Annotated in this window: 20 protein-coding genes and 1 riboswitch; of the genes, 11 read left to right on the plus strand and 9 right to left on the minus strand. The window is 53.4% G+C overall.

Features of this window, described 5'->3' with window-relative positions; genetic code table 11:
* Positions 1-47: 47 nt before the first annotated feature.
* Both murI and btuB read right to left on the minus strand, forming a co-directional pair.
* A complete protein-coding gene (gene murI, locus OI69_RS16150) occupies positions 48-905 on the minus strand; it encodes a glutamate racemase (protein WP_039352688.1) in 858 nt (285 codons plus the stop codon).
* Positions 850-2,727 carry a TonB-dependent vitamin B12 receptor BtuB gene (gene btuB / locus OI69_RS16155; protein WP_039352691.1) on the minus strand — a complete coding sequence of 626 codons (1,878 nt, stop codon included), beginning with the start codon at positions 2,725-2,727 and terminating at the stop codon, positions 850-852. The genes murI and btuB overlap by 56 nt, the downstream gene beginning before the upstream one ends.
* Before the next feature lie 66 nt (positions 2,728-2,793).
* Positions 2,794-3,017, minus strand: a riboswitch (cobalamin riboswitch).
* Between the two features lie 133 nt (positions 3,018-3,150).
* Between btuB and trmA the strand changes: the two genes are divergently transcribed.
* On the plus strand, positions 3,151-4,254 hold the full coding sequence (trmA, locus tag OI69_RS16160; protein ID WP_039352695.1) for a tRNA (uridine(54)-C5)-methyltransferase TrmA: 1,104 nt from the start codon (positions 3,151-3,153) through the stop codon (positions 4,252-4,254).
* A gap of 40 nt (positions 4,255-4,294) precedes the next feature.
* On the opposite strand, the gene OI69_RS16165 is transcribed toward trmA, so the two are convergent.
* Together OI69_RS16165 and fabR are read right to left on the minus strand one after the other, a co-directional pair.
* Complete coding sequence (locus OI69_RS16165) at positions 4,295-4,681, minus strand: YijD family membrane protein (protein WP_039352698.1); 387 nt, start codon at positions 4,679-4,681, stop codon at positions 4,295-4,297.
* Between the two features lie 35 nt (positions 4,682-4,716).
* Positions 4,717-5,346 carry an HTH-type transcriptional repressor FabR gene (gene fabR, locus OI69_RS16170; protein ID WP_014916981.1) on the minus strand — a complete coding sequence of 210 codons (630 nt, stop codon included), beginning with the start codon at positions 5,344-5,346 and terminating at the stop codon, positions 4,717-4,719.
* A gap of 212 nt (positions 5,347-5,558) precedes the next feature.
* On the opposite strand from fabR, the gene sthA reads away from it, so the two are divergent.
* Positions 5,559-6,965: a Si-specific NAD(P)(+) transhydrogenase gene (gene sthA / locus OI69_RS16175; RefSeq protein ID WP_039352702.1), complete on the plus strand. Its 1,407-nt coding sequence runs from the start codon at positions 5,559-5,561 to the stop codon at positions 6,963-6,965.
* Here sthA and oxyR read toward each other — a convergent pair.
* The 4 genes from oxyR to metB form a co-directional block, all read right to left on the minus strand.
* Positions 6,957-7,865: a DNA-binding transcriptional regulator OxyR gene (gene oxyR / locus OI69_RS16180; protein ID WP_039352705.1), complete on the minus strand. Its 909-nt coding sequence runs from the start codon at positions 7,863-7,865 to the stop codon at positions 6,957-6,959. The two genes, sthA and oxyR, sit on opposite strands and share 9 nt — an antisense overlap.
* A gap of 472 nt (positions 7,866-8,337) precedes the next feature.
* Complete coding sequence (gene metF, locus OI69_RS16185; protein WP_039352708.1) at positions 8,338-9,234, minus strand: methylenetetrahydrofolate reductase; 897 nt, start codon at positions 9,232-9,234, stop codon at positions 8,338-8,340.
* Between the two features lie 261 nt (positions 9,235-9,495).
* Positions 9,496-11,931 carry a bifunctional aspartate kinase/homoserine dehydrogenase II gene (locus OI69_RS16190; RefSeq protein WP_039352712.1) on the minus strand — a complete coding sequence of 812 codons (2,436 nt, stop codon included), beginning with the start codon at positions 11,929-11,931 and terminating at the stop codon, positions 9,496-9,498.
* Positions 11,932-11,933: 2 nt separating this feature from the next.
* On the minus strand, positions 11,934-13,094 hold the full coding sequence (gene metB, locus OI69_RS16195) for a cystathionine gamma-synthase (RefSeq protein ID WP_039352715.1): 1,161 nt from the start codon (positions 13,092-13,094) through the stop codon (positions 11,934-11,936).
* A gap of 187 nt (positions 13,095-13,281) precedes the next feature.
* Here metB and metJ point away from each other — a divergent pair, with 187 nt between their 5' ends.
* The 6 genes from metJ (at position 13,282) to OI69_RS16225 (ending at position 17,290) form a co-directional block, all read left to right on the plus strand.
* On the plus strand, positions 13,282-13,599 hold the full coding sequence (gene metJ / locus OI69_RS16200) for a met regulon transcriptional regulator MetJ (RefSeq protein ID WP_005973355.1): 318 nt from the start codon (positions 13,282-13,284) through the stop codon (positions 13,597-13,599).
* Positions 13,600-13,797: 198 nt separating this feature from the next.
* Positions 13,798-14,595 (plus strand): ABC transporter ATP-binding protein, encoded by a 798-nt coding sequence (locus OI69_RS16205; protein ID WP_039352732.1) that lies wholly within the window; start codon positions 13,798-13,800, stop codon positions 14,593-14,595.
* Between the two features lie 9 nt (positions 14,596-14,604).
* Positions 14,605-15,567 (plus strand): ABC transporter substrate-binding protein, encoded by a 963-nt coding sequence (locus tag OI69_RS16210; RefSeq protein WP_039352717.1) that lies wholly within the window; start codon positions 14,605-14,607, stop codon positions 15,565-15,567.
* Complete coding sequence (locus OI69_RS16215; RefSeq protein WP_039352719.1) at positions 15,564-16,574, plus strand: FecCD family ABC transporter permease; 1,011 nt, start codon at positions 15,564-15,566, stop codon at positions 16,572-16,574. Before OI69_RS16210 ends, OI69_RS16215 begins: the two co-directional genes overlap by 4 nt.
* 98 nt (positions 16,575-16,672) lie before the next feature.
* Positions 16,673-16,852 (plus strand): type II toxin-antitoxin system HicA family toxin, encoded by a 180-nt coding sequence (locus OI69_RS16220; RefSeq protein WP_039352721.1) that lies wholly within the window; start codon positions 16,673-16,675, stop codon positions 16,850-16,852.
* A 27-nt stretch (positions 16,853-16,879) separates the two neighbouring features.
* A complete protein-coding gene (locus tag OI69_RS16225; protein WP_039352722.1) occupies positions 16,880-17,290 on the plus strand; it encodes a type II toxin-antitoxin system HicB family antitoxin in 411 nt (136 codons plus the stop codon).
* A gap of 96 nt (positions 17,291-17,386) precedes the next feature.
* On the opposite strand, the gene rpmE is transcribed toward OI69_RS16225, so the two are convergent.
* A complete protein-coding gene (rpmE, locus tag OI69_RS16230; RefSeq protein ID WP_012772907.1) occupies positions 17,387-17,602 on the minus strand; it encodes a 50S ribosomal protein L31 in 216 nt (71 codons plus the stop codon).
* A 313-nt stretch (positions 17,603-17,915) separates the two neighbouring features.
* Here rpmE and priA point away from each other — a divergent pair, with 313 nt between their 5' ends.
* The 3 genes from priA to ftsN all read left to right on the plus strand — a co-directional run bounded on the left by priA (position 17,916) and on the right by ftsN (position 22,310).
* Entirely contained in the window at positions 17,916-20,114 is a 2,199-nt protein-coding gene (priA, locus tag OI69_RS16235; protein WP_039352724.1) for a primosomal protein N', read from the plus strand.
* A gap of 188 nt (positions 20,115-20,302) precedes the next feature.
* A complete protein-coding gene (cytR, locus tag OI69_RS16240; RefSeq protein ID WP_039352727.1) occupies positions 20,303-21,346 on the plus strand; it encodes a DNA-binding transcriptional regulator CytR in 1,044 nt (347 codons plus the stop codon).
* 88 nt (positions 21,347-21,434) lie between these two features.
* A complete protein-coding gene (ftsN, locus tag OI69_RS16245; protein ID WP_072034312.1) occupies positions 21,435-22,310 on the plus strand; it encodes a cell division protein FtsN in 876 nt (291 codons plus the stop codon).
* Positions 22,311-22,451: the final 141 nt, after the last annotated feature.

Below are 22,451 nucleotides of genomic sequence, written 5' to 3' on the forward strand. Positions count from 1 at the left end.
TAAATGCAAAATAATTATCGTTTGTCTACTATTTACCCACAGCGCGATTAAAGTGGCAGTTTTTCCAGCGAATCGAAGCCATAACGCTGCAATATTGGCCACAGCGTAGCGACTTTAGGTGTAATCGCCAGGCAATAAACCAGATTTCTATCTGTAGAAAGCGGAGGATTATCCAGATTAGCAATAAGCCAAGCTGTTCTTCTGGCAATAGCCGCCCCCGAATCGACAAGACGCGTTCCATCTGGCAAAGCCATTTTCAGTTCTTCCGCTAATAATGGAAAATGCGTACACCCGAGCACGACGGTATCTGGCGGCTCAGGCAAACGCAGCCAGGGACGCAGAATTTTTTGCAGTTCAGAAATGGAGACTGTCTCCCCCTGCAATTTCGCCTCTGCCAACTCGACCAGCTCTGACGATCCCAATGACAAAATCTGGCAATCCGTCGCAAAACGAGCAATTAGCTCGTGCGTGTACGGGCGTTGAACCGTTGCGCGCGTCGCAAGCAGGCCAACAACACCGTTGCGCGTCAGCTTAGCCGCCGGTTTAACCGCAGGGACGACGCCCACGACAGGGAAAGTAAAGCGTTCACGTAACGCAGGAAGGGAAATCGTACTCGCTGTATTGCAGGCAATCACAACCAGTGCAAGCTGATGACGTAGTTGAACTGCACTTACAATCTCAACCACGCGCTCAATAATAAATTGCTGTGATTTCTCACCATAGGGAAACGCTTCGTTATCGAATGCGTATATATAGTGAAGATCCGGCAGAAGTTGCCGGATCTCATCATAAACAGACAGCCCGCCTACGCCGGAATCGAAAACCAGAACCGTAGGACGGGATGGCAGGTTAGAAGGTATAGCTTCCTGTGAGATAGTATTCTCGCCCTGCCGTGCGGTAGCCATATGCCGTCTCGTAATCTTTATCAAACAGGTTGGCGATTCTACCACGAACAGTCAGATGAGAGGTGATCGGATATGAGGCTGCGAGATCCCAAAGACTTACGCCGCCTAATTTCACAGGCTGGAACGTGTTGTAATCTGTGTCATAACGTTGGCCTAGGTACTGGTAAGTTACCGACCAATCGATATCAGCTACCGCCCAATCCAACTGATACTTGACCTGCTGCTTGGCGCGACGCAATAACACTTTATTCGTCTGGCTATTGCGCGGGTCAAGGTAATCAAAAGAAACCATGTGAGCCAGAGGGCCAGTATCGAAAGATGCCGTTGCTTCAGCACCTTTTATCTGCGCTTTTTGAATGTTGCTGTAACGATTTGTTGAGTCAAAATTGATGAGGTTGTCAATATCGTTTCGATAGCCAGACAACCTCCAGTTAACCGCGCCCGTCAAACCTTCGAAGCCGCTTTCCCACTGCTTACTTTCTTCTGGCTTAAGATTGAGGTTACCGTATTTTTCGCTGTAGACCTGATTCAGGTTCGGTGCTTTATAAGCAGTACCATAAGAGGCAAAAATACTGTACCCCTCAATAAACTCCCAAGCGGCACTTGATTGCCAAGTGTTATGCCAGCCAAAAACATTATTGTCATCGCCTCTGACGGCACCTTCTAACGTCACACTGCTTATTTTTTGTTGGGCAGTGGCATAGACACCGACGTTACGCTGTTCGTGTCCTGCAATCACGTAATTTGTACCCGGCTGTGATGTCTGTTTTTGCCAGTCCACACCCGCACTTACACTGCCATCACCAACAGCCAGCGTATTGCCCCATTGAAGATTATATTGTTGTACATCATCCATTGTTGATGCCGGGCTATAGCGCCCTTTGGCAGGATCAAAATTTAGATCCTTGGTATGGCTATAACTGGCAACTAATTGGCTCGAATAAATATCCCGGTTAAATTGCAGACCTGTATCCCAAGTTTGACTATAAAGCTGTCGAATACTCGGTGTACCTAATACAGCCCAGGTAGTGCTATCAAGCGCGTCGTAGCCATCATAGTCAGTCCGATTATCGAAACCGTAACCACGCAGGAAACCGCTAAACTCATCATTGAACTGCTGCTTTACTGCACCATAAATGGATTTGCTCATAAATCCATCACGATCTGGCTGACGCGGCGCATCAGCGGCGGCAATATCAAACCCTTTGGTGTAAGTGTAATTACCTGCTAACGTCACTGTAGTGCCACTTTCTAAAGCCTGCTGCGTTGCTACATCATAGGATTGATACCCTTTTGAACCAACACCCGCCGCCAATGTGGTGCCTTTCTTCTCTCTGGTAGTAATAATGTTTACTACGCCGCCAATCGCATCAGAACCATAAACCGCAGAACGTGCGCCACGAATATATTCAACTTTCTGCACCAGTGAGAGAGGAATTTGGCTGAGATCAGATGAACCACTAATACCCGCCTGATTCAGCCGGATACCATCAATAAGAACCAGTGTATGGTTAGAATTGCTACCTCGAATGAACATAGAGCTCATTTGGCCAAATCCGCCATTCTGCCCAATATCTACCCCTGGCAAACGACGCATAACATCAGTTAGGCTTTTCGCTTGCCAACGATCGATCTCTTCTCTTGTCACTACAGTCGTGGGTGCCAACACCGAAGAAACCGGCTGTGCGAAACGGTTTGCTGTGACGACCATTTCATCGGTATTTTTTTCCGATGATGAATTTGGAGATGAACTGTTTTCCTGTGCCCAGCCAGAAAATGCCGTGACGGAAAGCGCCGTCAGCAGCGAAATTTTTTTAATCATTGTTAAAGCATCCGAGAAATAATAAGGATGCCGCAGGCTCTGTTAATAGCACGCGATATGCAGAACCAATTGCGACGTATTCCGGCAGGTCTTCGGGCTTGGATGCCGTTGTTATCACAAACCGTAAACAACGGTAAGGGATACAACGAAAGCGATGACTTCCCATCATAAAAGACAGTGTCTGCATAATAATGCTATCGCCGGGGCATTCCTTACCGCTGCGCGTCAGCTCCAGATTTACACTGGATTCCCTTTTGACTTGTGTTACAAGACCGGACGCTCATCCTACAATCGCACATTGTGGAAGTCTAGACTTCTATCTCACTACAGGATAATAACGTAACAAAACTGGACTTCCTGACCGGATTCCCTACAATTCCCGGCCAATACCCCCCTTTTAGACGCGGTTCAGACGAGAAAATCATGACGCCAGAAATCCTGCCCATCGAACACTATGACGACCAGCTTGCAGAAAAAACCGAGCGTCTGCGTGGCATGATGGCACCGTTTAACGCACCGGAACCTGCCGTCTTCCGTTCTCCCGCCAGCCACTATCGGATGCGTGCTGAATTCCGCATCTGGCACGAGGGTGACGAGCTTTATCACATCATGTTTGACCAGCAAACCAAACAGCGCATTCGGGTCGATCGCTTTCCGGCAGCCAGCGAACTGATTAATCGTCTGATGCCGGAACTGCTTGCCGCAATCCAACCTGATTCTGTGCTGCGCCGTAAACTGTTCCAGATAGATTATCTGTCGACGATGAGCGGCGAAGCGATCGTGTCGCTGCTGTATCACCGCGCACTGGACGAAGAATGGCAGCAACATGCTCGCGCTCTGCGCGATAGCCTGACAGCACAAGGGTTCCGTCTACAGTTGATTGGCCGCGCGACGAAAACCAAAATCTGCCTCGACCGCGATTATGTCGATGAATGTCTGCCCGTTGCAGGCCGGGATATGATTTACCGCCAGGTGGAAAATAGCTTTACGCAGCCGAATGCCGCCATAAATATTCAGATGCTGGAGTGGGCGTTGGATGCCACGGCAGGATCAAAAGGGGATTTACTGGAACTGTATTGCGGCAACGGCAATTTTTCACTCGCGCTGGCAAGAAATTTCGAACGCGTGCTAGCGACCGAAATCGCCAAGCCATCCGTCGCGGCGGCACAATATAATATCGCCGCGAACCAGATAGAGAACGTGCAGATTATCCGCATGGCGGCAGAAGAATTCACGCAGGCCATGCGGGGCGCACGACAATTTAACCGTTTACAGGGTATCGATCTGACGAGCTACCAGTGCGAGACCATTTTTGTTGACCCACCGCGCAGCGGGCTGGATGAAGACACGGTGAAACTGGTGCAGGCCTATCCGCGTATTCTTTATATTTCCTGCAACCCGGAAACGCTGAGCCACAACTTGCAAACGCTCTCGGAAACCCACGATATCCGCCGGCTGGCGCTGTTCGACCAATTCCCTTACACCCACCATATGGAGTGCGGCGTCCTGCTGGAAAAACGTCAGTAACAAGCACCCACTGGCGGGCCACCCCGCCAGTGCACGTCAGTTACAGCGTATCACTCTCTTCTGTGGAAACTGGCTCCGTGGCTTTTCTGCGGCGTAGTTTCAGGCCCATCCAGAAAACCAATGCTACGCACAGGATTGATGGAATAAAGTTCGATCCAATAGCGGGATATTCCACACGCACGATAGCGCTGTAAATCAATAGTCCCAGCAGAAAACTAGCCGCCGCCAGCATCGGAATGCCTTCCGGCATACTGTGGTGCAAATAACGTTGATGCAGGCAATAAATGGACAATACCAGCGCAATCAGGGGAAAAATCGAGAACGGAACAATACTGCTGAATAAGGCAGCGAATGCGCCGTTAACGGATAAGCCCGCAACCAGCGCCAGAACCAGCGTACCTTTTTCTTGGTGAGGTTTTTCTGTCATGGATTCTCCCTTTTCATGTTGTTGGTATAGAGGATTTATGGCACGGTAAAACTACTATCGTGTTCTTTTCTGTACCAGTAATAAGCGCCTTTGGCGATCATCCGCAGTTGCAGTACCAGCCGTTCTTCCAACTGTTTACGCTGTTCCAGAGAAACATCCAACGCTTCCGCTCCCGCGCTAAAAACAATGGTCACCATCGCTTCTGACTGTGCTTCCGCAAAACTACGGGGAATATGGTTTTCTACCTCAAGATAATCCGCGAGTTCGGCGATAAAATGCTGAATCTCCCGCGCGACAGCGGCACGGAAAGCCGCTGACGTCCCTGAACGTTCACGCAGCAAGAGCCGAAACGCATTAGGATTATTGCCGATAAATTCCATGAAGGTGGCAACCGACGTCCTGATAACGCTACCGGTTTTGGCGATACGCTGCCGGGCCTGACGCATTAACTGGCGCAGCATCAGCCCGCTTTCGTCCACCATTGTCAGCCCCAGTTCATCCACGTCACGAAAATGACGATAAAAAGACGTCGGCGCGATGCCCGCTTCACGCGCGACTTCACGTAAACTCAGGCTGGCAAAGCTGCGTTCAGCGCTTAACTGGCTAAATGCAGCTTCAATCAGGGAACGACGAGTCCGTTCTTTTTGTTGTGCTCTGACACCCATTATGCCGCCCAAATGATCTACTCTCCTTTCCAAAGGGGCACTATAGCAAACTTTATTGTCCACAGAATGAGACAAAGTTTGCCATATTAAGAATGTGAGTATCTGTTTCCATAGTAAAGGCAGGGATGATTGGGTTCTGCCGTCGGCGATGCTACAATCGCACAATGTTAAGGCCACGTTATTATTTTGTATAAAAACAGGTTTAACCTACCATGACTCTAGAACATCAATATGATTACGATGCCATTGTGATTGGCTCTGGTCCCGGCGGTGAAGGTGCAGCAATGGGATTGGCCAAGCACGGAGCCAAAATTGCGGTGATTGAACGTCACTACAATGTCGGCGGTGGCTGTACCCACTGGGGTACGATCCCTTCCAAAGCTCTGCGCCACGCCGTCAGCCGTATTATCGAGTTCAATCAAAACCCCCTCTACAGTGACAACGCCCGCATTATTCGCTCCTCATTTTCCGACATCCTGCGCCATGCCGACAGCGTGATTGGGCAGCAAACCCGTATGCGGCAAGGGTTTTATGAGCGAAATCAGTGCGAATTGTTCTCCGGTGAGGCCAGCTTCATTGATGCCCATACGATTGCCGTTCATTACCCAGACAACACTCATGAGACGCTGACCGCCGCGAATATTATTATTGCGACCGGTTCACGCCCGTATCATCCGGCAGACGTCGATTTCGACCACCCGCGTATTTACGATAGCGACTCGATTCTGCAACTCGACCACGAACCCCAGCACGTCATCATCTATGGCGCGGGCGTTATCGGCTGTGAATATGCTTCTATCTTTCGTGGCCTGAGCGTTAAAGTCGATTTAGTTAACACCCGTGACAGGCTGCTGGCCTTTCTCGATCAGGAAATGTCGGATGCGTTGTCCTACCACTTCTGGAATAACGGCGTCGTTATTCGCCATAACGAAGAATTTGAAAGTATCGAAGGACTGCCTGACGGCGTGATCGTCAACCTGAAATCAGGCAAAAAGATGAAGGCCGACTGCCTACTCTATGCCAACGGGCGCACGGGAAATACAGAAACGCTGGGGCTGGAGAATATCGGCCTGAACACCGATAGCCGCGGGCTGCTCAAGGTCAACAGCATGTACCAGACGGCGCAGGCGCATATTTATGCCATTGGCGATGTGATCGGTTATCCCAGCCTGGCATCGGCAGCGTACGATCAAGGTCGGCTCGCCGCGCAGGCGATCATCAAAGGCGATGCCAGCGCGCATCTGATCGAAGATATCCCTACCGGTATTTATACCATCCCAGAGATCAGCTCCGTGGGGAAAACTGAGCAAGAGCTTACCGCGATGAAAGTGCCTTACGAGGTCGGGCGCGCACAGTTCAAACACTTGGCGCGGGCGCAGATTGTCGGGATGAATGTAGGGAGTTTGAAGATTCTGTTTCACCGCGAAACCAAACAGATTCTGGGTATTCACTGCTTTGGTGAGCGCGCGGCGGAGATTATCCACATCGGGCAAGCCATCATGGAACAGAAAGGTGAAGGTAATACTATCGAATATTTCGTTAATACCACCTTCAACTATCCAACCATGGCAGAAGCGTACCGCGTGGCGGCGCTAAACGGGCTTAACCGCTTATTTTGACAGGTTTTCCATATAGCCCTGCATGTGCTCGCGGATGCTATCAGCAAGCTGCTCATAGCGTCCACGCAGCGGTGAGCCTGGGCGATACACCAGCGCGATGGTACGCTTAGGCTCTGGTTTATAGCACGGTAAATAGCACACGCCGTCACGCTCGCGCTCATGCGGTACTGCCAGCGATGGCAGCAGTGTGATACCGCTTCCGGCGGCGACCATGTTACGCAGTGTCTCCAGACTCGTCGCCCGGAAGTGCGTATCTTCATCCGCCCCGGCCTGAAAACAGAAGCCCATCGCCTGATCGCGTAAGCAGTGGCCGTCTTCCAGCATCAGCAGTTTTTCACCCGCCAGATCGGACATCGCCACACGCTCACGGTTCGCCCACGGGTGATCCTGATAAATCGCCAGTTTCATGGGTTCGTCAAAGAGTGGAACCTCGATAAAGGCTTCAGACTCTTTCACCATCGCCAGAATGGCGCAGTCCAGTTTGCCGCTGTCCAGTTGAGCCAGCAATTGGTGAGTTTGCGCTTCGTGCAGATACATTTCGAGCTTGGGAAACGTGCGATGCAGCATCGGAATAATTTGCGGTAGCAGATAAGGCCCCACCGTCGGGATCAGGCCAATGTGTAGCGGCCCGGACATGGTTTCGCCCTGCTGACTCGCCATCTCTTTTAGTACCTTCACCTCGCGTAATACCGTGCGTGCCTGCTCGACCAGCAGCAGTCCGGCTTGCGTAAAGAGCACCTTGCGACTGGTGCGCTCAAGCAGCATCACACCCAATTCATCTTCCAGTTTGCGAATCTGTCCACTGAGTGTTGGCTGACTGACATGGCAGGAATCTGCCGCGCGCCGAAAGTGACGATGTTCAGCCAGCGCGACAAGATACTCTAAGTCCCGAATATTCATTATTATTCTCCTTATCATGATAGCTAACAACGATAGATATGACATCAAAGATACAATATCACCTATCAATACCCAAAATGAATAATATATCCCACTGAAGTGTGTGTGCGTATCCTGTCACGCTATACCGAGCAGGCTAATATATTCAAGTGATTTGACGATGACAGCATTTTGTGTCTCTTGTGCTGGTAGACAAGCCGGAGGGATACGAGGAGATTCGGGACACCGATCGATAATTCACCGCGTGAATAGGCGTGTGGATGGGAGCGGCAAGGTGGGTAAAATGTCAGTCAACGAGGTGGTAGTAAGGCTATTCAGTCCCCTACGGTAAGCCAAAAGGCGCGAAGAGGAATCTCATCCCTGAGACTCCCCCTTTCAGCGCCGCCGTAATTGACGTTGACAGGCATTCCAATGCCCTTACTCTTGGTCACTACATTGCGGCTTCTTTCTTCCTGAAATCTTGCGTGTCGCCTTAGCGAGTCACGTCGGGGCGAACCCCCAGCGTATGGCAAATCGCGTAGCTCAGCTCGGCGCGATTCAGCGTATAGAAGTGGAAATCTTTTACCCCTTCGCGGCTGAGAATCTTCACCATGTCCATCGCGATAGACGCCCCCACCATTTTGCGGGTTTCTGGATCGTTATCCAGGCCGTCAAACATGGCCGTCATCCAGTTCGGCACACGGACGTTCGTCATCGTGGAAAACTTTTGCAACTGCTTGAAGTTCGATACGGGCAGAATACCCGGTACAATTTCGACATCAATGCCCGTCGCTACGCAGCGGTCGCGGAAACGCAAATAGCTTTCGACATCGAAAAAGAACTGGGTGATTGCACGGTTCGCGCCGGCATCAATTTTGTGCTTCAGGTTGATCAGGTCAGCCTGCGCGCTCTTCGCTTCAGGGTGTACCTCTGGGTAAGCGGCAACGGAAATATCGAAATCACCCACGTCTTTCAGTAGAGCAACCAGATCCGCCGCATACATGTCCGGCTTGCCACCTTCGGGCGGTAAATCGCCGCGCAGCGCGACAATATGGCGGATACCGCTCTGCCAGTAGTCCCGCGCAATGTCACGCAGTTGTTCACGAGAGGCGTCGATACAGGTCAGGTGGGGTGCCGCTTCCAGACCGGTACGCTCTTTAATCGTTTTGATAATGCTGTGAGTACGGTCACGCTCGCCGGAATTTGCCCCATAAGTCACGGAAACAAATTTGGGCTTCAGGCTGCTCAGTCGATCAATCGAGCTCCACAGGGTTTCTTCCATATCACTGGTACGCGGCGGGAAAAATTCAAAGGATACATTAATCCGTCCCTGTAATTCCGCCAGACTTTGATTCAGCGCTTCCCGCTGGTTTGCGTGAAAAAAGCTCATACCTGCTACCCCGTTGACCGTGATTGTTATTATCATTCGCCACACGTCTATACGTTTAGACGTCTATATAGAAAATGACGTAATCTGCTCAAAGAGTCAACGATTTTCAGCCCGCAGGCAGGTGATGATTACTCACAGCGAATGAAAAAATTTCATGATGAGAGGGGCATGAAAACACGGGGGAAGATTATGCCGCTTGCGTATTGGCCACCATTACTATGGACGAAGGTGGCCAACAGAGAGGTAGGATTACGCCAAATTCTACAGCAGTTGCGCCAGACGGTTTAAGTCAGACTGGATTGCGCCCGCCGTGACGTCGCGTCCAGCCCCTGGCCCACGAATAACCAGCGGGTTATCCCGATACCAGCGGCTTTCAATCGCAAACACGTTGTCGCCCGGCAGCAGCGAAGCCAGAGGATGATCCGGGCGCACCGCTTCAACACCTACGCGCGCTTTCCCATTGCTGTCAAAGCGTGCAACGTGACGCAGTACCAAGCCCATCTCCTGTGCCGCTTCCAGACGCCGCAGCATCTGTTCGTTCAGCGAGTCGCCGTTCTCGAAGAAGTAATCGACAGATCCCTGTTCACACCCCGCCGGCACCAGCGACTCAACCCGAACCTGACTGGGTTCGATGTCATAGCCCGCTTCACGCGCCAGAATCACCAGCTTGCGCATAACGTCCTGACCAGAAAGGTCAACACGCGGATCGGGTTCGGTCAGCCCCTGCTGGCACGCCTGATCGACCAGTTCGGTGAACGGCACGGTGCCGTCGAACTGCAAGAACAGCCAGGAGAGCGTACCGGAGAAAATCCCGCTGATCGCCAGAATACTGTCGCCGCTTTCCCGCAAATCGCGTACCGCAAAGTTGACTGGCAACCCTGCGCCGACGGTCGCGTTATACAGCCAGTGGCGATCCGTTTTCGCAAACGCGTCGCGGATCTGGCGATAGTTATTGCCGCCGGACGCACCCGCCAGTTTGTTAGCGCTGATAACGTGGAAACCATAGCTGGCGAAATCCAGATACAGATCGGCGACCGACTCACTGGCGGTGACATCCAGCACCACTAAATCATCAAAGGGGTGCGCACGCATCCACAGGAACAGATCTTCGCCATCCCGCTCCTGCGCTTCACTTTCAAAGAACGCCAACGCACGGCTGGCATCCAGCCCCTCGTAGTTCAACAGGCTGCGCGTACTGTCTACCACACCAGCCAGGACAAACTCGAAGCCGGTACGTGCAGACAGGTTACTCTGCTCACGCGCAAACAGCTCCAGCCAGCGTGAACCAATATTGCCTTTACCAAACAGCACCAGACCGATACGTTTTTCTGCACGGAACAGTGAATGGTGTAGCCCACGAATCAAATGTTCCGTCGGCCCGACGCGCAGAACAGCGACCAGGCTGATGCCATCATCAGCCTGACGGACAAATTCAATCGGTTGATCTTTCAACTGCTGATAGAAACGGTGGCTGTGCAGCGGGTTTTTACCCACGCCCGCGCCCACCATCGCCACCATCGCCAATCCATCGCGCTGGTTTAGCTCAACGGGCAATCCGGCCTGCGACAGCAATTGCAACGCGCTATCGACCACTTCCGAGGTATAGCACAGTTGCAGTAGGTTACGATCCTGATGGACGCCGATCGCCAGCGGTTTCAACTGTGCGCGGTTGAGAAGTTGTTCGACTTCTTTTTGCAGCAGCACGAAATCATGTTCTGCGGGAACCTGAACTTCAATCAGGCACACATCATCATGGCTGGTGACAATTTTGGCACCGGTGCCCGAGGCCAACACACGTTCAATGCGCGTCGATCCCTGTTCAGGCTGATAGCTACAACGCAGTTGCAGGTCGATATCGCTGCCGGAAACAGGCTGCAACGTACGAGTATGCAGCACCGGCGCGGCCAGACGTGCCAGTTCACTGGCTTCATCCAGACGCAGCAGCGGTAGCAGACAGGCATCTTTCACTTTGCGCGGATCGGCACTATACACCCCGGCAACGTCGCTCCAGATGGTTACACGTTCAACCCCGGCTAGCGCACCGATTTGCGTCGCAGAGTAGTCGCTTCCATTACGCCCCAGCAGCACCGTTTCTCCCGCGTCATTACGGCAGATAAACCCCGTTACCACTAAGCGCTGCCCCGCATGTTGCGTCAGATATTGTTGCAACAGCGGCCAGGAGCGGCCTTCGTCAACCTGCGGCTGTGCGGCACGTTCCGCACAGAGAAAATCGCGTGCGTCCAGCCAGGCCGCATTCATATCCCGATGATTCAGCACGGCAGACATCAGACGAGCCGACCAGATTTCACCGTGCCCAACCACTTCGGCGTAAACAGCCTCCGTAATTTTGCCATCCAGCAGCGCAGCCAAACGCTCCAGATCGCGAATAAACTGGGCTGTCAGCGCCTCTGCTGCCTGCGCAGGCAGCAGCCCGGCGATCAGCTCACTTTGATAGCGACGTAATGCCTGTTGAACCTGATGCGCCGACAGGCGATCGCTCTGGCTCAGTTTCAACCAACTAATCAACTGGTTGGTGGTACTGCCTGCGGCAGAAACCACCATCAAATCACCGGGGTGGCTATACTCCGCCATAATACCGGCTACGCGCTGGTAACATTTCACATCGGCCAGACTGCTACCGCCAAACTTATGCAGTTGTCGGCCCGTTACCGATGGCGCTACTCCTAATGCACTCATTCTTACCTCTTGGCTGCGGCTTGAAACGCACGATCCAGATCGGCAACCAGATCATCGCCGTCTTCAATACCGGTGGAAATACGCAGTAATGTTTCAGAGATACCCGCTGCGGCGCGCGCTTCTGGCGCCATACCGGCATGCGTCATTGTTGCCGCATGAGAGATAAGGCTTTCGACCCCACCCAACGACTCCGCCAGCGTAAACAGCTCCAGCGACGACAGGAAACGCCGCAGGGTGTCTTCATCCCCATCCAGCTCAAAACTTAGCATAGCGCCAAAGCCAGATTGTTGACGGCGGGCAATATCATGGCCGGGATTGTTCGGCAGCGAAGGATGATACAGCGCTTTCACCAACGGCTGTGTCTGTAAGAATTCAACGATTTGTTGCGCATTACGCTGCGCAGCCGCCATACGCGGCGATAAAGTACGCAGGCCACGTAGCAGCAGATAGCTGTCAAACGCCGCCCCCGTTACCCCAATATTGTTTGCCCACCAGGCCAGTTCCGTAACGGTATCGGCGTCGTTGGCGATCACCGCTCCCGCGACCACATCAGAGTGGCCATTCAGGTACTTGGTACAAGAATGCACCACCAGATCGGCACCCAGCGCCAGCGGCTTCTGCAACGCCGGGCTGAGGAAGGTGTTATCCACCACGCTGACCGCGCCCGCTTCCCGCGCTGCCTGACAAATCGCGGCAATATCGACGACGCGCAGCAGCGGATTGCTAGGACTTTCCACCAGCACCAGCTTCGGTTTTTCTGCCAGTGCGGCGTGGAGCGCTGCGGCATCACCTTGATCGACAAATTTGACGCGAAACGCGCCGCGCTTGCTCAGGCTATCAAACAGACGATAGCTGCCGCCGTAGCAGTCATGCGGTGCCACCAGCAGATCGCCGGGACGCAGGAACACCGTACAAACCAGCATAATCGCCGACATCCCGCTGCTCGTCATTACCGCCCCGACACCGCCTTCCAGTTCGGCAAGCGCACGCTGCACCACATCGCGTGTGGGATTACCACGACGCGAATAGTCATGGGCGCGTGGCTGGTTGAACCCGGTAAAATTATACGTGCTGGAAAGGTGAATAGGAGGGACGACGCAGCCATACTGTTCATCATCATTTAACCCGCTGCGAACTGCGATCGTTGCCTGTTTACGCGTCATCGGCTCATTTCCTGGCTGGAGGCTGAAAAGATAGGAACTCAAGAGTAAACGCTGTTTTAATAGACGTCAACACATCTAGACATCTAAACTTCTTTGCGTATAGATTGAGCATAAGCATAATAACCGCTAGAATTGTGGCATTTCATGACAGATGCTGTCTTCATTAGATTAATTTTTAAGGTATCCCATGGCTGAGTGGAACGGCGAGTATGTCAGCCCTTACGCTGAACACGGTAAAAAAAGCGAACAAGTCAAGAAGATAACAGTATCTATCCCATTAAAAGTATTGAAGATATTGACCGATGAGCGTACACGTCGTCAGGTGAACAACCTGCGCCATGCCACCAACAGCGAACTGCTGTGTGAGGCGTTTCTGCACGCGTTCACGGGTCAACCGTTACCGAATGACGAAGACCTGCGTAAAGAACGCAGCGATGAAATTCCAGAAGCCGCGAAAATCATCATGCGTGAAATGGGTATCGACCCCGATACGTGGGAATACTGATTGCCAGTTTTCTACTAAACCCCGCCTTTTCCGGCGGGGATCGCTATACCTGAGTCCCGCTCAACGCTTATCACTTTTGACTAACCTTCCTCTCTTCCCGCACGCATTTTTCCTTTCGTCCATAGTGAATTAGGATTGCATTTCATTTGTTATGTTATAACATATCATTTTAATCACTCGCGCTGATATTTCTGCATGATGACAATGCCGCTTTCCACCAGACCCATACTGCTACAGCTTCACCACGTTTCCGTTGCCGATGTGAATCGGGCGCCGAGGCTCAGTGATATTTCGCTATCCATGCGGGCGGGTGAACGTCTGGCACTGATTGGCCCTAACGGCAGCGGTAAATCCACGCTGTTACGCGTATTAATCAGCGAACTCGGCACGACAACGGGGCGTATCCATCTGAACGGGCAGCCGCTGAACGCGCTGAGCCGTCATGAGCGGGCAAAACGCATCGCAATTCTGGCGCAGAACGATACCCCGGATCTGCGTCTGCGAGTCGCGGAATACGTCGCCTTAGGGCGGATTCCGCACCATGGATTCAGCACGCCAGCCGATAACCGCCAGATCGTTGAAGAAGCGCTGGACGATACCGGCTTATTACCGTTACGCCATCGCCTGCTGGGTACGCTCTCCGGCGGGGAACGTCAGCGCGCCGCACTGGCGCGGGCCTTCGCACAAACGCCGCAACTCCTGCTGCTGGATGAACCGACCAACCATCTCGATCCGCTGGCTCGTGCGCAACTGCTGTCTCTGGTGCGAAAACGCGGCATCTCAACGCTCGCGGTGCTGCACGATCTCCCTCTCATTACCCCCTTTGCCGACCGCGTCGCTGTCTTGCAGCAGGGCACGCTACTGCGCTGGGGAACGCCTGCGCATGCGCTGAGCGCCGACTGTGTGAAAGCGGTATTTGGAATGGAGAGCTTTACGGTGCCACATCCAATCAACGGCTCACCCATTCGCATCTTTGAAGCCCCTGAATTGCACTAAGGAATCATGATGAAAACAACACTGCTTTCCGGGCTGCTGGCCGTGATGTCCTGCGGGGTATACGCCTCTGGTTTTCCGGTCACGGTCGATAGCTGTGGACAAGCGCTGACCTTCACCCAGCCGCCGCAGCGCGCCGTTATCCATGACCTGAATATGACAGAAATGGCGTTTGCACTGGGGCTACAAAACACTATCGTCGGAGTAACTGGCATCACCGGCTGGTATAAGGCTCCACCCGATTTTATCAAGCAACAAGGCACGATCCCTGAACTGGCAGCAAAATACCCCACGCTGGAAAACCTGCTGGCCGTACACCCTGATTTCTTCTTTGCCGGATGGAACTACGGCATGAAAGTGGGGGGCGACGTCACCCCGCAATCGCTGAAAAAATACGGTATTCAGACGCTGGTACTCAGTGAAAGCTGCGTGTTCACCGAACATCAGCGGCAGCGTCCACGCGCCAGCATGGAGTTGCTCTACGGCGATATGCTGAAACTGGGGAAAATTTTCGGTAAGCAGGAACAGGCTCAGGCGCAGATCGACGGCTGGAAACAGCACATTAACGCCCTGCAAACCCGTATTGGCAATCGGTCAAAGCAAAAGATTTTCCTCTACGATTCTGGCGAGGATAAACCCTTTACCAGCGGGAAATTCGCCATGCCAACGGCCATTATTGAGGCAGCGGGCGGCCAAAACGTGATGGATGATATGGCAACGAGCTGGGCTTCCACCTCATGGGAAAGCGTAGCGGCACGCGAACCTGATTTTATTATTTTACTGGATTACCAGACGAGCAACGGCGCAGATGCATTAAGGCGCTTTCTGGAATCGCACCCATTAATGAAATTCACTCCGGCCGTACAACAGCATCGCTATCTGAAGCTGCAATATGCAGAACTCACGCCGGGGCCAGCGAATATTGCGGCTGTCGATAAACTGGCACACGCGCTCTACCCGGACGCCTTTCAGTGAACCCAACGTCTTCACGTTATATCGCGACCTTCGTTATCGCGTTACTGATATTGGTTGGGCTGATGCTGTTAAATATTGCCACAGGCAGCACGACGATTCCCCTTACGCAGGTCGCCAGCGTATTAGGTTTATCGTCAACGGATGTCTCGCCAATGGCCTCACGCATCATTCTGGAGCTACGCATTCCCCGTAGCCTGCTGGCGGCGCTATGCGGTGCAGGTTTAGCGATGGTCGGTGCCTTTTTGCAAACAGCAACCCGCAACGATCTGGCCGACCCCTTTCTGTTCGGACTGTCTGCGGGCGCGTCGGCGGGGGCGGTCGCCGTCATCACCCGCTTTGGTGAACAACTCGGTGACTGGGCGCTGCCGATGGCCGCCTTCTGTGGCGGCATCTTATCGGCCATCGCCGTGACGGTATTGTTCCTGTTACAGCAGGCGCGGGGCGCAGAACGCCTGATCATTTGCGGGTTGGCGATCTCGTTTCTGTTCGGCGCGCTGACGAACTATCTGGTATTTTCCGGCGATCAGCGCGCTGCCAGCTCGGTTCTTTTCTGGTCGCTGGGCGGGTTAGGTCTTGCCCGTTGGGACACGCTACCTTTTGCCATATTCAGCGTTGTACTGCTATTTAGCCTCAACGCGCTGCGCTGGCGCGCGCTCGATGCTCTGCTGGCGGGCGGGCAAACCGCGGCTTCCATGGGGATTAACCTGTCTCGTGTGCGGGTGGAAATTTTCATCTGCTGCGCTTTTGCTACCTCACTGCTGGTCGCGCTGACTGGTGTGATCGGGTTTATCGGCCTGATGATCCCTCATCTGGCTCGCCCGTTAAGCGGCGTACTGCACAAGAGGCTGCTGCCGATGACCGCCGTACTGGGCGCGATACTGCTGTGTGGCGGCGATTGGCTCAGCCGACAGCTATTGGCACCACAGGAACTGCCCATCGGGATTATTACGGCAGGGTTAGGCGGCGTTTTCGTTCTGGGGATGCTGATAAAACGTCAGCAGGGATGAAAGATGCAGGCCTAAAATAACCCCAATAACTCCAAAATATTGCCGAATGGAGTTATTGAGGTTATCGTTATCGTAGTAAAGAGCAACAGGGGGCAGGGATGGATAGCAGGACGCTAATAGCAGAAATCAAGTCCGATGGGTGGGAACTGATAAGAGTGAATGGAAGCCACCACCATTTTATGCACCCGAGCAAACCGGGGTTAGTCACCATCCCCCACCCTAAGAAAGATTTACCGATAGGCACGGTAAAAAGCATCAGGAAACAAGCAGGAATATAATCATCGCTGACTCGAAGAGGCTTAATTATGTTTTATCCGATTGCCATTGAATCTGGCGACGATACCCACGCATACGGTGTAACTGTGCCAGATCTACCGGGCTGTTTTTCTGCGGGCGATACGCTAGACGATGCCATCACGAATGCTAAAGAGGCGATTACCGCACATATCGAACTGCTGATAGAGATGGGTCAGGATATTCCCGCCGTGTCGTCAGTAGGCCAATTGGCAAAAAGCGCAGAATACGCTGGGTATACGTGGGCGGTCGTTGATATCGATGTGACGCGTTTAATGGGCGGTTCAGAAAAAATTAACGTCACGCTGCCTAAATCGCTGATTGATCGTATCGATCGTTGCGTGGCGAGTAATCCAGAGTTTAAAAGCCGCTCAGGCTTTCTCGCACAGGCCGCATTAGAGCGAATCTCGTCTTCCCGATGAACAGCACCGAGCCGCCAGAAACAACAAAGGCACCTGTCGGTGCCTTTGTCGAAAGTTACTATGCCAACAGGGACGATGCCCATTGACCAGTAAAACTTATTTTTTGGTGCCTGGTACGGAGAAACGCTTGTTGAAGCGGTCTACACGGCCACCGGTTGCAACATCACGTTGTTTACCAGTGTAGAACGGGTGGCATTCGCCACAAACGTCCAGGTTCAGGTCACGGCCCACGGTAGAGTGGGTTTTGATCACGTTACCGCAAGAGCAAGTTACAGTAACGGCAGAATAATTCGGGTGAATACCTTTTTTCATGGGAAACCTCTGTTAAGGCCGTGTCGCTATCCAGCCTTGTTCCGCCAGACACCACACGAAAGTTGAGTTAAGTAAGTTCATTATGCGAACGGCGCAATGATTTTCGCGAACGAACCATCACTTGTGCGAACAGCATAGTGGCGGCGGATCATACAGAATCTGCTACCCCGATGCAATCGCATCCACACATTATCCCTCGCAGCATGTACACTAGCGCCTTGCGTTATTTTCACCCTGCGCCGCACATGATAAAAACCATCCGGTTCTGTCGTGGGTAGCCGCGCCAATCCACATCGACTATCACGGAGAGGTTATGTCTGTCGCTCAGGTCGCTTTGCCCGTGCCGCTGGCACGTACATTCGATTATCTGCTACCCGCAGGGGGAATAACCCCACAGGTCGGCGCACGCGTCAGCGTCTCCTTTGGTCATCGTAAAGCCATCGGCATTATTACCGCGCTGAGCGATACCAGCGAACTTCCGCTTGAACAATTAAAGCCCGTGCATGATGTGTTGGACGAACAGCCGCTGTTTCCCCCCAGCCTGTGGCGCATTCTACTGTGGGCGGTCGAGTACTATCACTATCCGATTGGCGAAGTGCTATTCCACGCGCTGCCGATATTACTGCGTCAGGGGAAACCCGCACACCGCGCCCCGCTCTGGCAGTGGTTTGCCACCGAACAAGGTCGGGCAACGCCGCTCAGCGCGCTCAAACGTGCCGCCAAGCAGCAGCAGGCGCTGGCAGCCTTACTCCAGTCGCCAGTCTATCGTCATCAGGTGAGCGAAATCGGGCTGACGGAAACGGCGTTACAGGCGCTGCGTAGCAAAGGGCTGTGCGAGTTAAAAGCCGCCGATCAAATACCTCACGACTGGCGTCAAAGCTTTAGCCTGACAACTGACCGTCTGCGTCTGAATACCGAGCAAGCCACCGCTGTCGGCGCGATTCGCAGCGAAGATAATCACTTTGCCGCCTGGCTGCTTGCCGGCATCACCGGGTCGGGCAAAACCGAAGTCTATCTCAGCGTGCTGGAAAATGTGTTGGCGCAGGGCAAACAGGCGCTGGTGTTAGTGCCAGAAATTGGTCTGACACCACAAACCATCGCCCGCTTTCGCGAACGTTTTAACGCCCCGGTGGATGTACTGCACTCGGCACTCAACGACAGTGAACGCCTCGCTGTCTGGTTACGCGCTCGCAGTGGTGAAGCCGCCATCGTCATCGGGACGCGGTCAGCGTTATTTACCCCGTTTGCCCGCCTGGGGCTGATTGTGATCGATGAAGAGCACGATAGCTCCTACAAACAGCAGGAAGGCTGGCGCTATCACGCCCGCGATTTGGCGGTGTTCCGCGCCAGAGAGGAAGACATTCCGATCGTCATGGGAACCGCGACACCCGCGCTGGAGACACTGTATAACGTCCAGATCGGTAAGTATCGACGCTTGAATCTGACCAAAAGAGCAGGCAATGCCGCACTAGCCAAGCAGCACGTTATCGATCTGAAAAGCTTACCGCTGACGGCCGGGTTATCCCAGCCGCTGATTACCCGCATCCGCCACCATCTGGCGAACGATAATCAGGTTATTTTGTTCCTCAATCGGCGCGGGTTTGCCCCTGTGGTGATGTGCCACGAATGCGGCTGGATCGCCGAATGTCAGCGCTGCGATCACTACTATACCTATCACCAACATCAGAAGCAGTTGCGCTGCCACCACTGCGACAGCCAGCGTCCGGTGCCACAACAGTGCCCTGGTTGCGGTTCCACGCATATGGTGCCGGTCGGTCTGGGTACCGAGCAGTTGGAGCAAAGCCTGGCTCCGATCTTTCCCGATGTCCCGATCACCCGTATTGACCGTGATACCACCAGCCGTAAGGGCGCGCTTGAACAGCAGCTTTCGCAAGTCAGGCAGGGAGGTGCACGTCTTCTCATCGGCACACAGATGCTGGCGAAAGGCCATCATTTCCCTGACGTGACGCTGGTGGCCTTGCTGGACGTGGACGGTTCGCTGTTTTCTGCCGACTTCCGTGCCGCCGAGCGTTTTGCACAGTTGTATACGCAGGTAGCAGGTCGCGCAGGGCGAGCCGGCAAGGCGGGCGAAGTCGCGCTGCAAACGCATCACCCGGAACACCCACTCTTACAAACGCTGCTGCAACAGGGCTACGATGCCTTTGCCAGTCAGGCACTGATCGAACGGAAAAGCGTGTTTCTGCCGCCGTTTACCAGCCATATCCTCTTTCGCGCTGACGATCACGATAATCAGCAGGCTGCTTTATTCCTCCAGCAGTTGCGTAATTTGCTGGAAGCAAGCCCGCTACGGGATGATTCACTCTGGCTGCTGGGTCCGGTGCCTGCGTTACAGCCCAAACGCGCTGGGCGCTTCCGTTGGCAACTTTTGCTACAGCATCCTTCCAGAGCACTGTTACAGAAACTGGTCAGAACGTCACTGGCACTGATCGGGACACTGCCACAAGCTCGTAAAGTGAAGTGGATGCTGGATGTTGACCCCACGGATGGTTAGCATTTCCGATGATCTGATCGAGCCCCCTTGCCGCGCTTTTTGCGAGCGGCATCGACAACACGATATTCATCACACTTTTTATGCAAATTAAGCAACAAAACCTGCGTTCAATCTGTTATCACTGTCTGCGCAGGCAGTATGCTGATGACAGTCAGCGCCAGTTTAGCGCTGACGCAAGGAGAAAAGCGTTGAAGCAGAAGAAAAGCGTCACCACGGCGACGATGAAAGACGTGGCGGATGAGGCCGGTGTTTCCACCGCAACGGTATCCCGAACGTTAATGAACCCGGAGAAAGTCTCTGCCAGCACCCGCAGGAAAGTCGAGCTGGCCGTCAGCGCCGTTGGTTATTCGCCCCACGCCCTCAACAGAAACCTCAAGCGTAACGAATCGCGCACGATCCTGACGATCGTACCGGATATCTGCGATCCCTATTTCTCCGAAATATTCCGCGGGATCGAGGAAACCGCCGCCGAACACGGCTATCTGGTATTAATTGGCGATTGCGCTCACCAGCATCAGAAAGAAAAAACTTTCGTCGATCTGATTGTTACCAAACAGATCGACGGCATGGTGTTACTCGGTTCTCATCTACCGTTTGACACAGTCCAGGAAGAACAGCGTCATTTTCCACCGATGGTGATGGCAAATGAATTTTCACCGGATCTGGCGCTGCCGACCGTGCATATCGATAATCTCACCGCCGCGTTTGAAGCCGTACATTATCTGTATCAGGCAGGTCATCAGCGCATCGCCTGTATTGCCGGCCCGGAACACATGCATCTGAGCCAATATCGTCTGCAAGGTTATATTCAGGCGCTGCGCCGCAACGGGATTCTCATCGATCACCAGTACATTTTTCGCGGCGATTTCACCTATGAAACCGGGATCAACGGCCTGATTGCGCTGATGCAACACCCGCAACCACCCAGCGCCATCTTCTGCCATAGCGACCTCATGGCGTTGGGCGTACTGGCGCAGGCCAGAAAGATGGGGCTGGACATCCCGCGCGATCTTTCCATTATTGGTTTTGACGATATCGAACAGGCGCAGTACTGCTGGCCACCGCTGACGTCTGTCGCCCAGCCGCGCTATCAGATCGGACGTGAAGCCATGCTGCTACTCTTAGAGCAGTTGCAGGGCAACACGGTACAAAGCGGTTCCCGTTTGTTGTCCAGTGAACTGGTGATCCGCGACAGCGTCGCCGCCCCAAATTACGCCCGTAACAGGCTTTAAGACTTCAGGTGCTGGTCAAATATTTGAGGGTTCAGTAACATGAGCCCCTAAATATGTTAATTACTTATCAATTCACAGCGAAACAACAGTGGCACAAAGAGACTACGTGAGCCGGGGACGTTCATCAGGAACGCGTCGGAAAACGACAAATAGCCGAAAAAAAGGCAAGGCTTCGGGCGCGTCCAAAACCATGATCGCACTGGCCGTTGCCGTTTTGGTCACCTTCGCGGGCGGTCTGTACTTTATCGCCCATAATAAACCCGACGAGTCACCCGTTCTGCCGCACCAAAGCGCGGGCAAAGGCAACGGGCTGCCCCCCAAACCGGAAGAACGCTGGCGCTACATTAAAGAGCTGGAAAATCGTCAGTTGGGCGTCACCACGCCAACGGAACCTTCCGCAGGTGGTGAGATTCAGTCACCCGTGCAGTTGACGGACGAACAGCGCCAACTGCTGGAGCAGATGCAGTCTGATATGCGGCGTCAGCCCACACAGCTTTCCGAAGTGCCGTATAACGACCAAACGCAGGTTCCGCGCTCCCAGGTGACGATTAAGCCACCGACGCAGTCTATGCAGCAGCCGCCTGTCGTGACGACACAGCCCGCAACGCGTGCGCCTGTGGTCGCGCAAACGACGCCTGTGGTTCCAAGACAAGAGATACCAAAACAAGAAACAGCAAAACAGGAAGCGCCGAAGCAGCAGCCAGTCAAACAGCCTGAAGCGCCAAAAGCCGAGAAAACCCAACGCTGGGCGATTCAATGTGGTTCTTTCAAAACCATGGATCCGGCCGAATCAGTCAGAGCGCAGTTGGCGTTTGCAGGTATCGAAAGCCGCATCACCTCTAACGGTGGCTGGAACCGTATCATGCTGGGGCCTTATAACAACCGTGCTGCCGCAGATAGCATGATCCAGCGTCTCAAGGGCGCGGGCGCATCAAACTGTATTCCTCTTGCCAGCGGGGGTTGAAAAACCCCACGCCCTCCCCCATCTATAACAGCAATGTGCCCCGAATCATGCGGGGATCTTTTCCTTCAAACGGGGACTGACTCGTGACAACAATTGTAAGCGTACGCCGCAACGGCCAGGTGGTCATTGGCGGTGATGGAC

Source organism: Pectobacterium fontis (assembly GCF_000803215.1).
Taxonomy (GTDB): Bacteria; Pseudomonadota; Gammaproteobacteria; order Enterobacterales; family Enterobacteriaceae; genus Pectobacterium; species Pectobacterium fontis.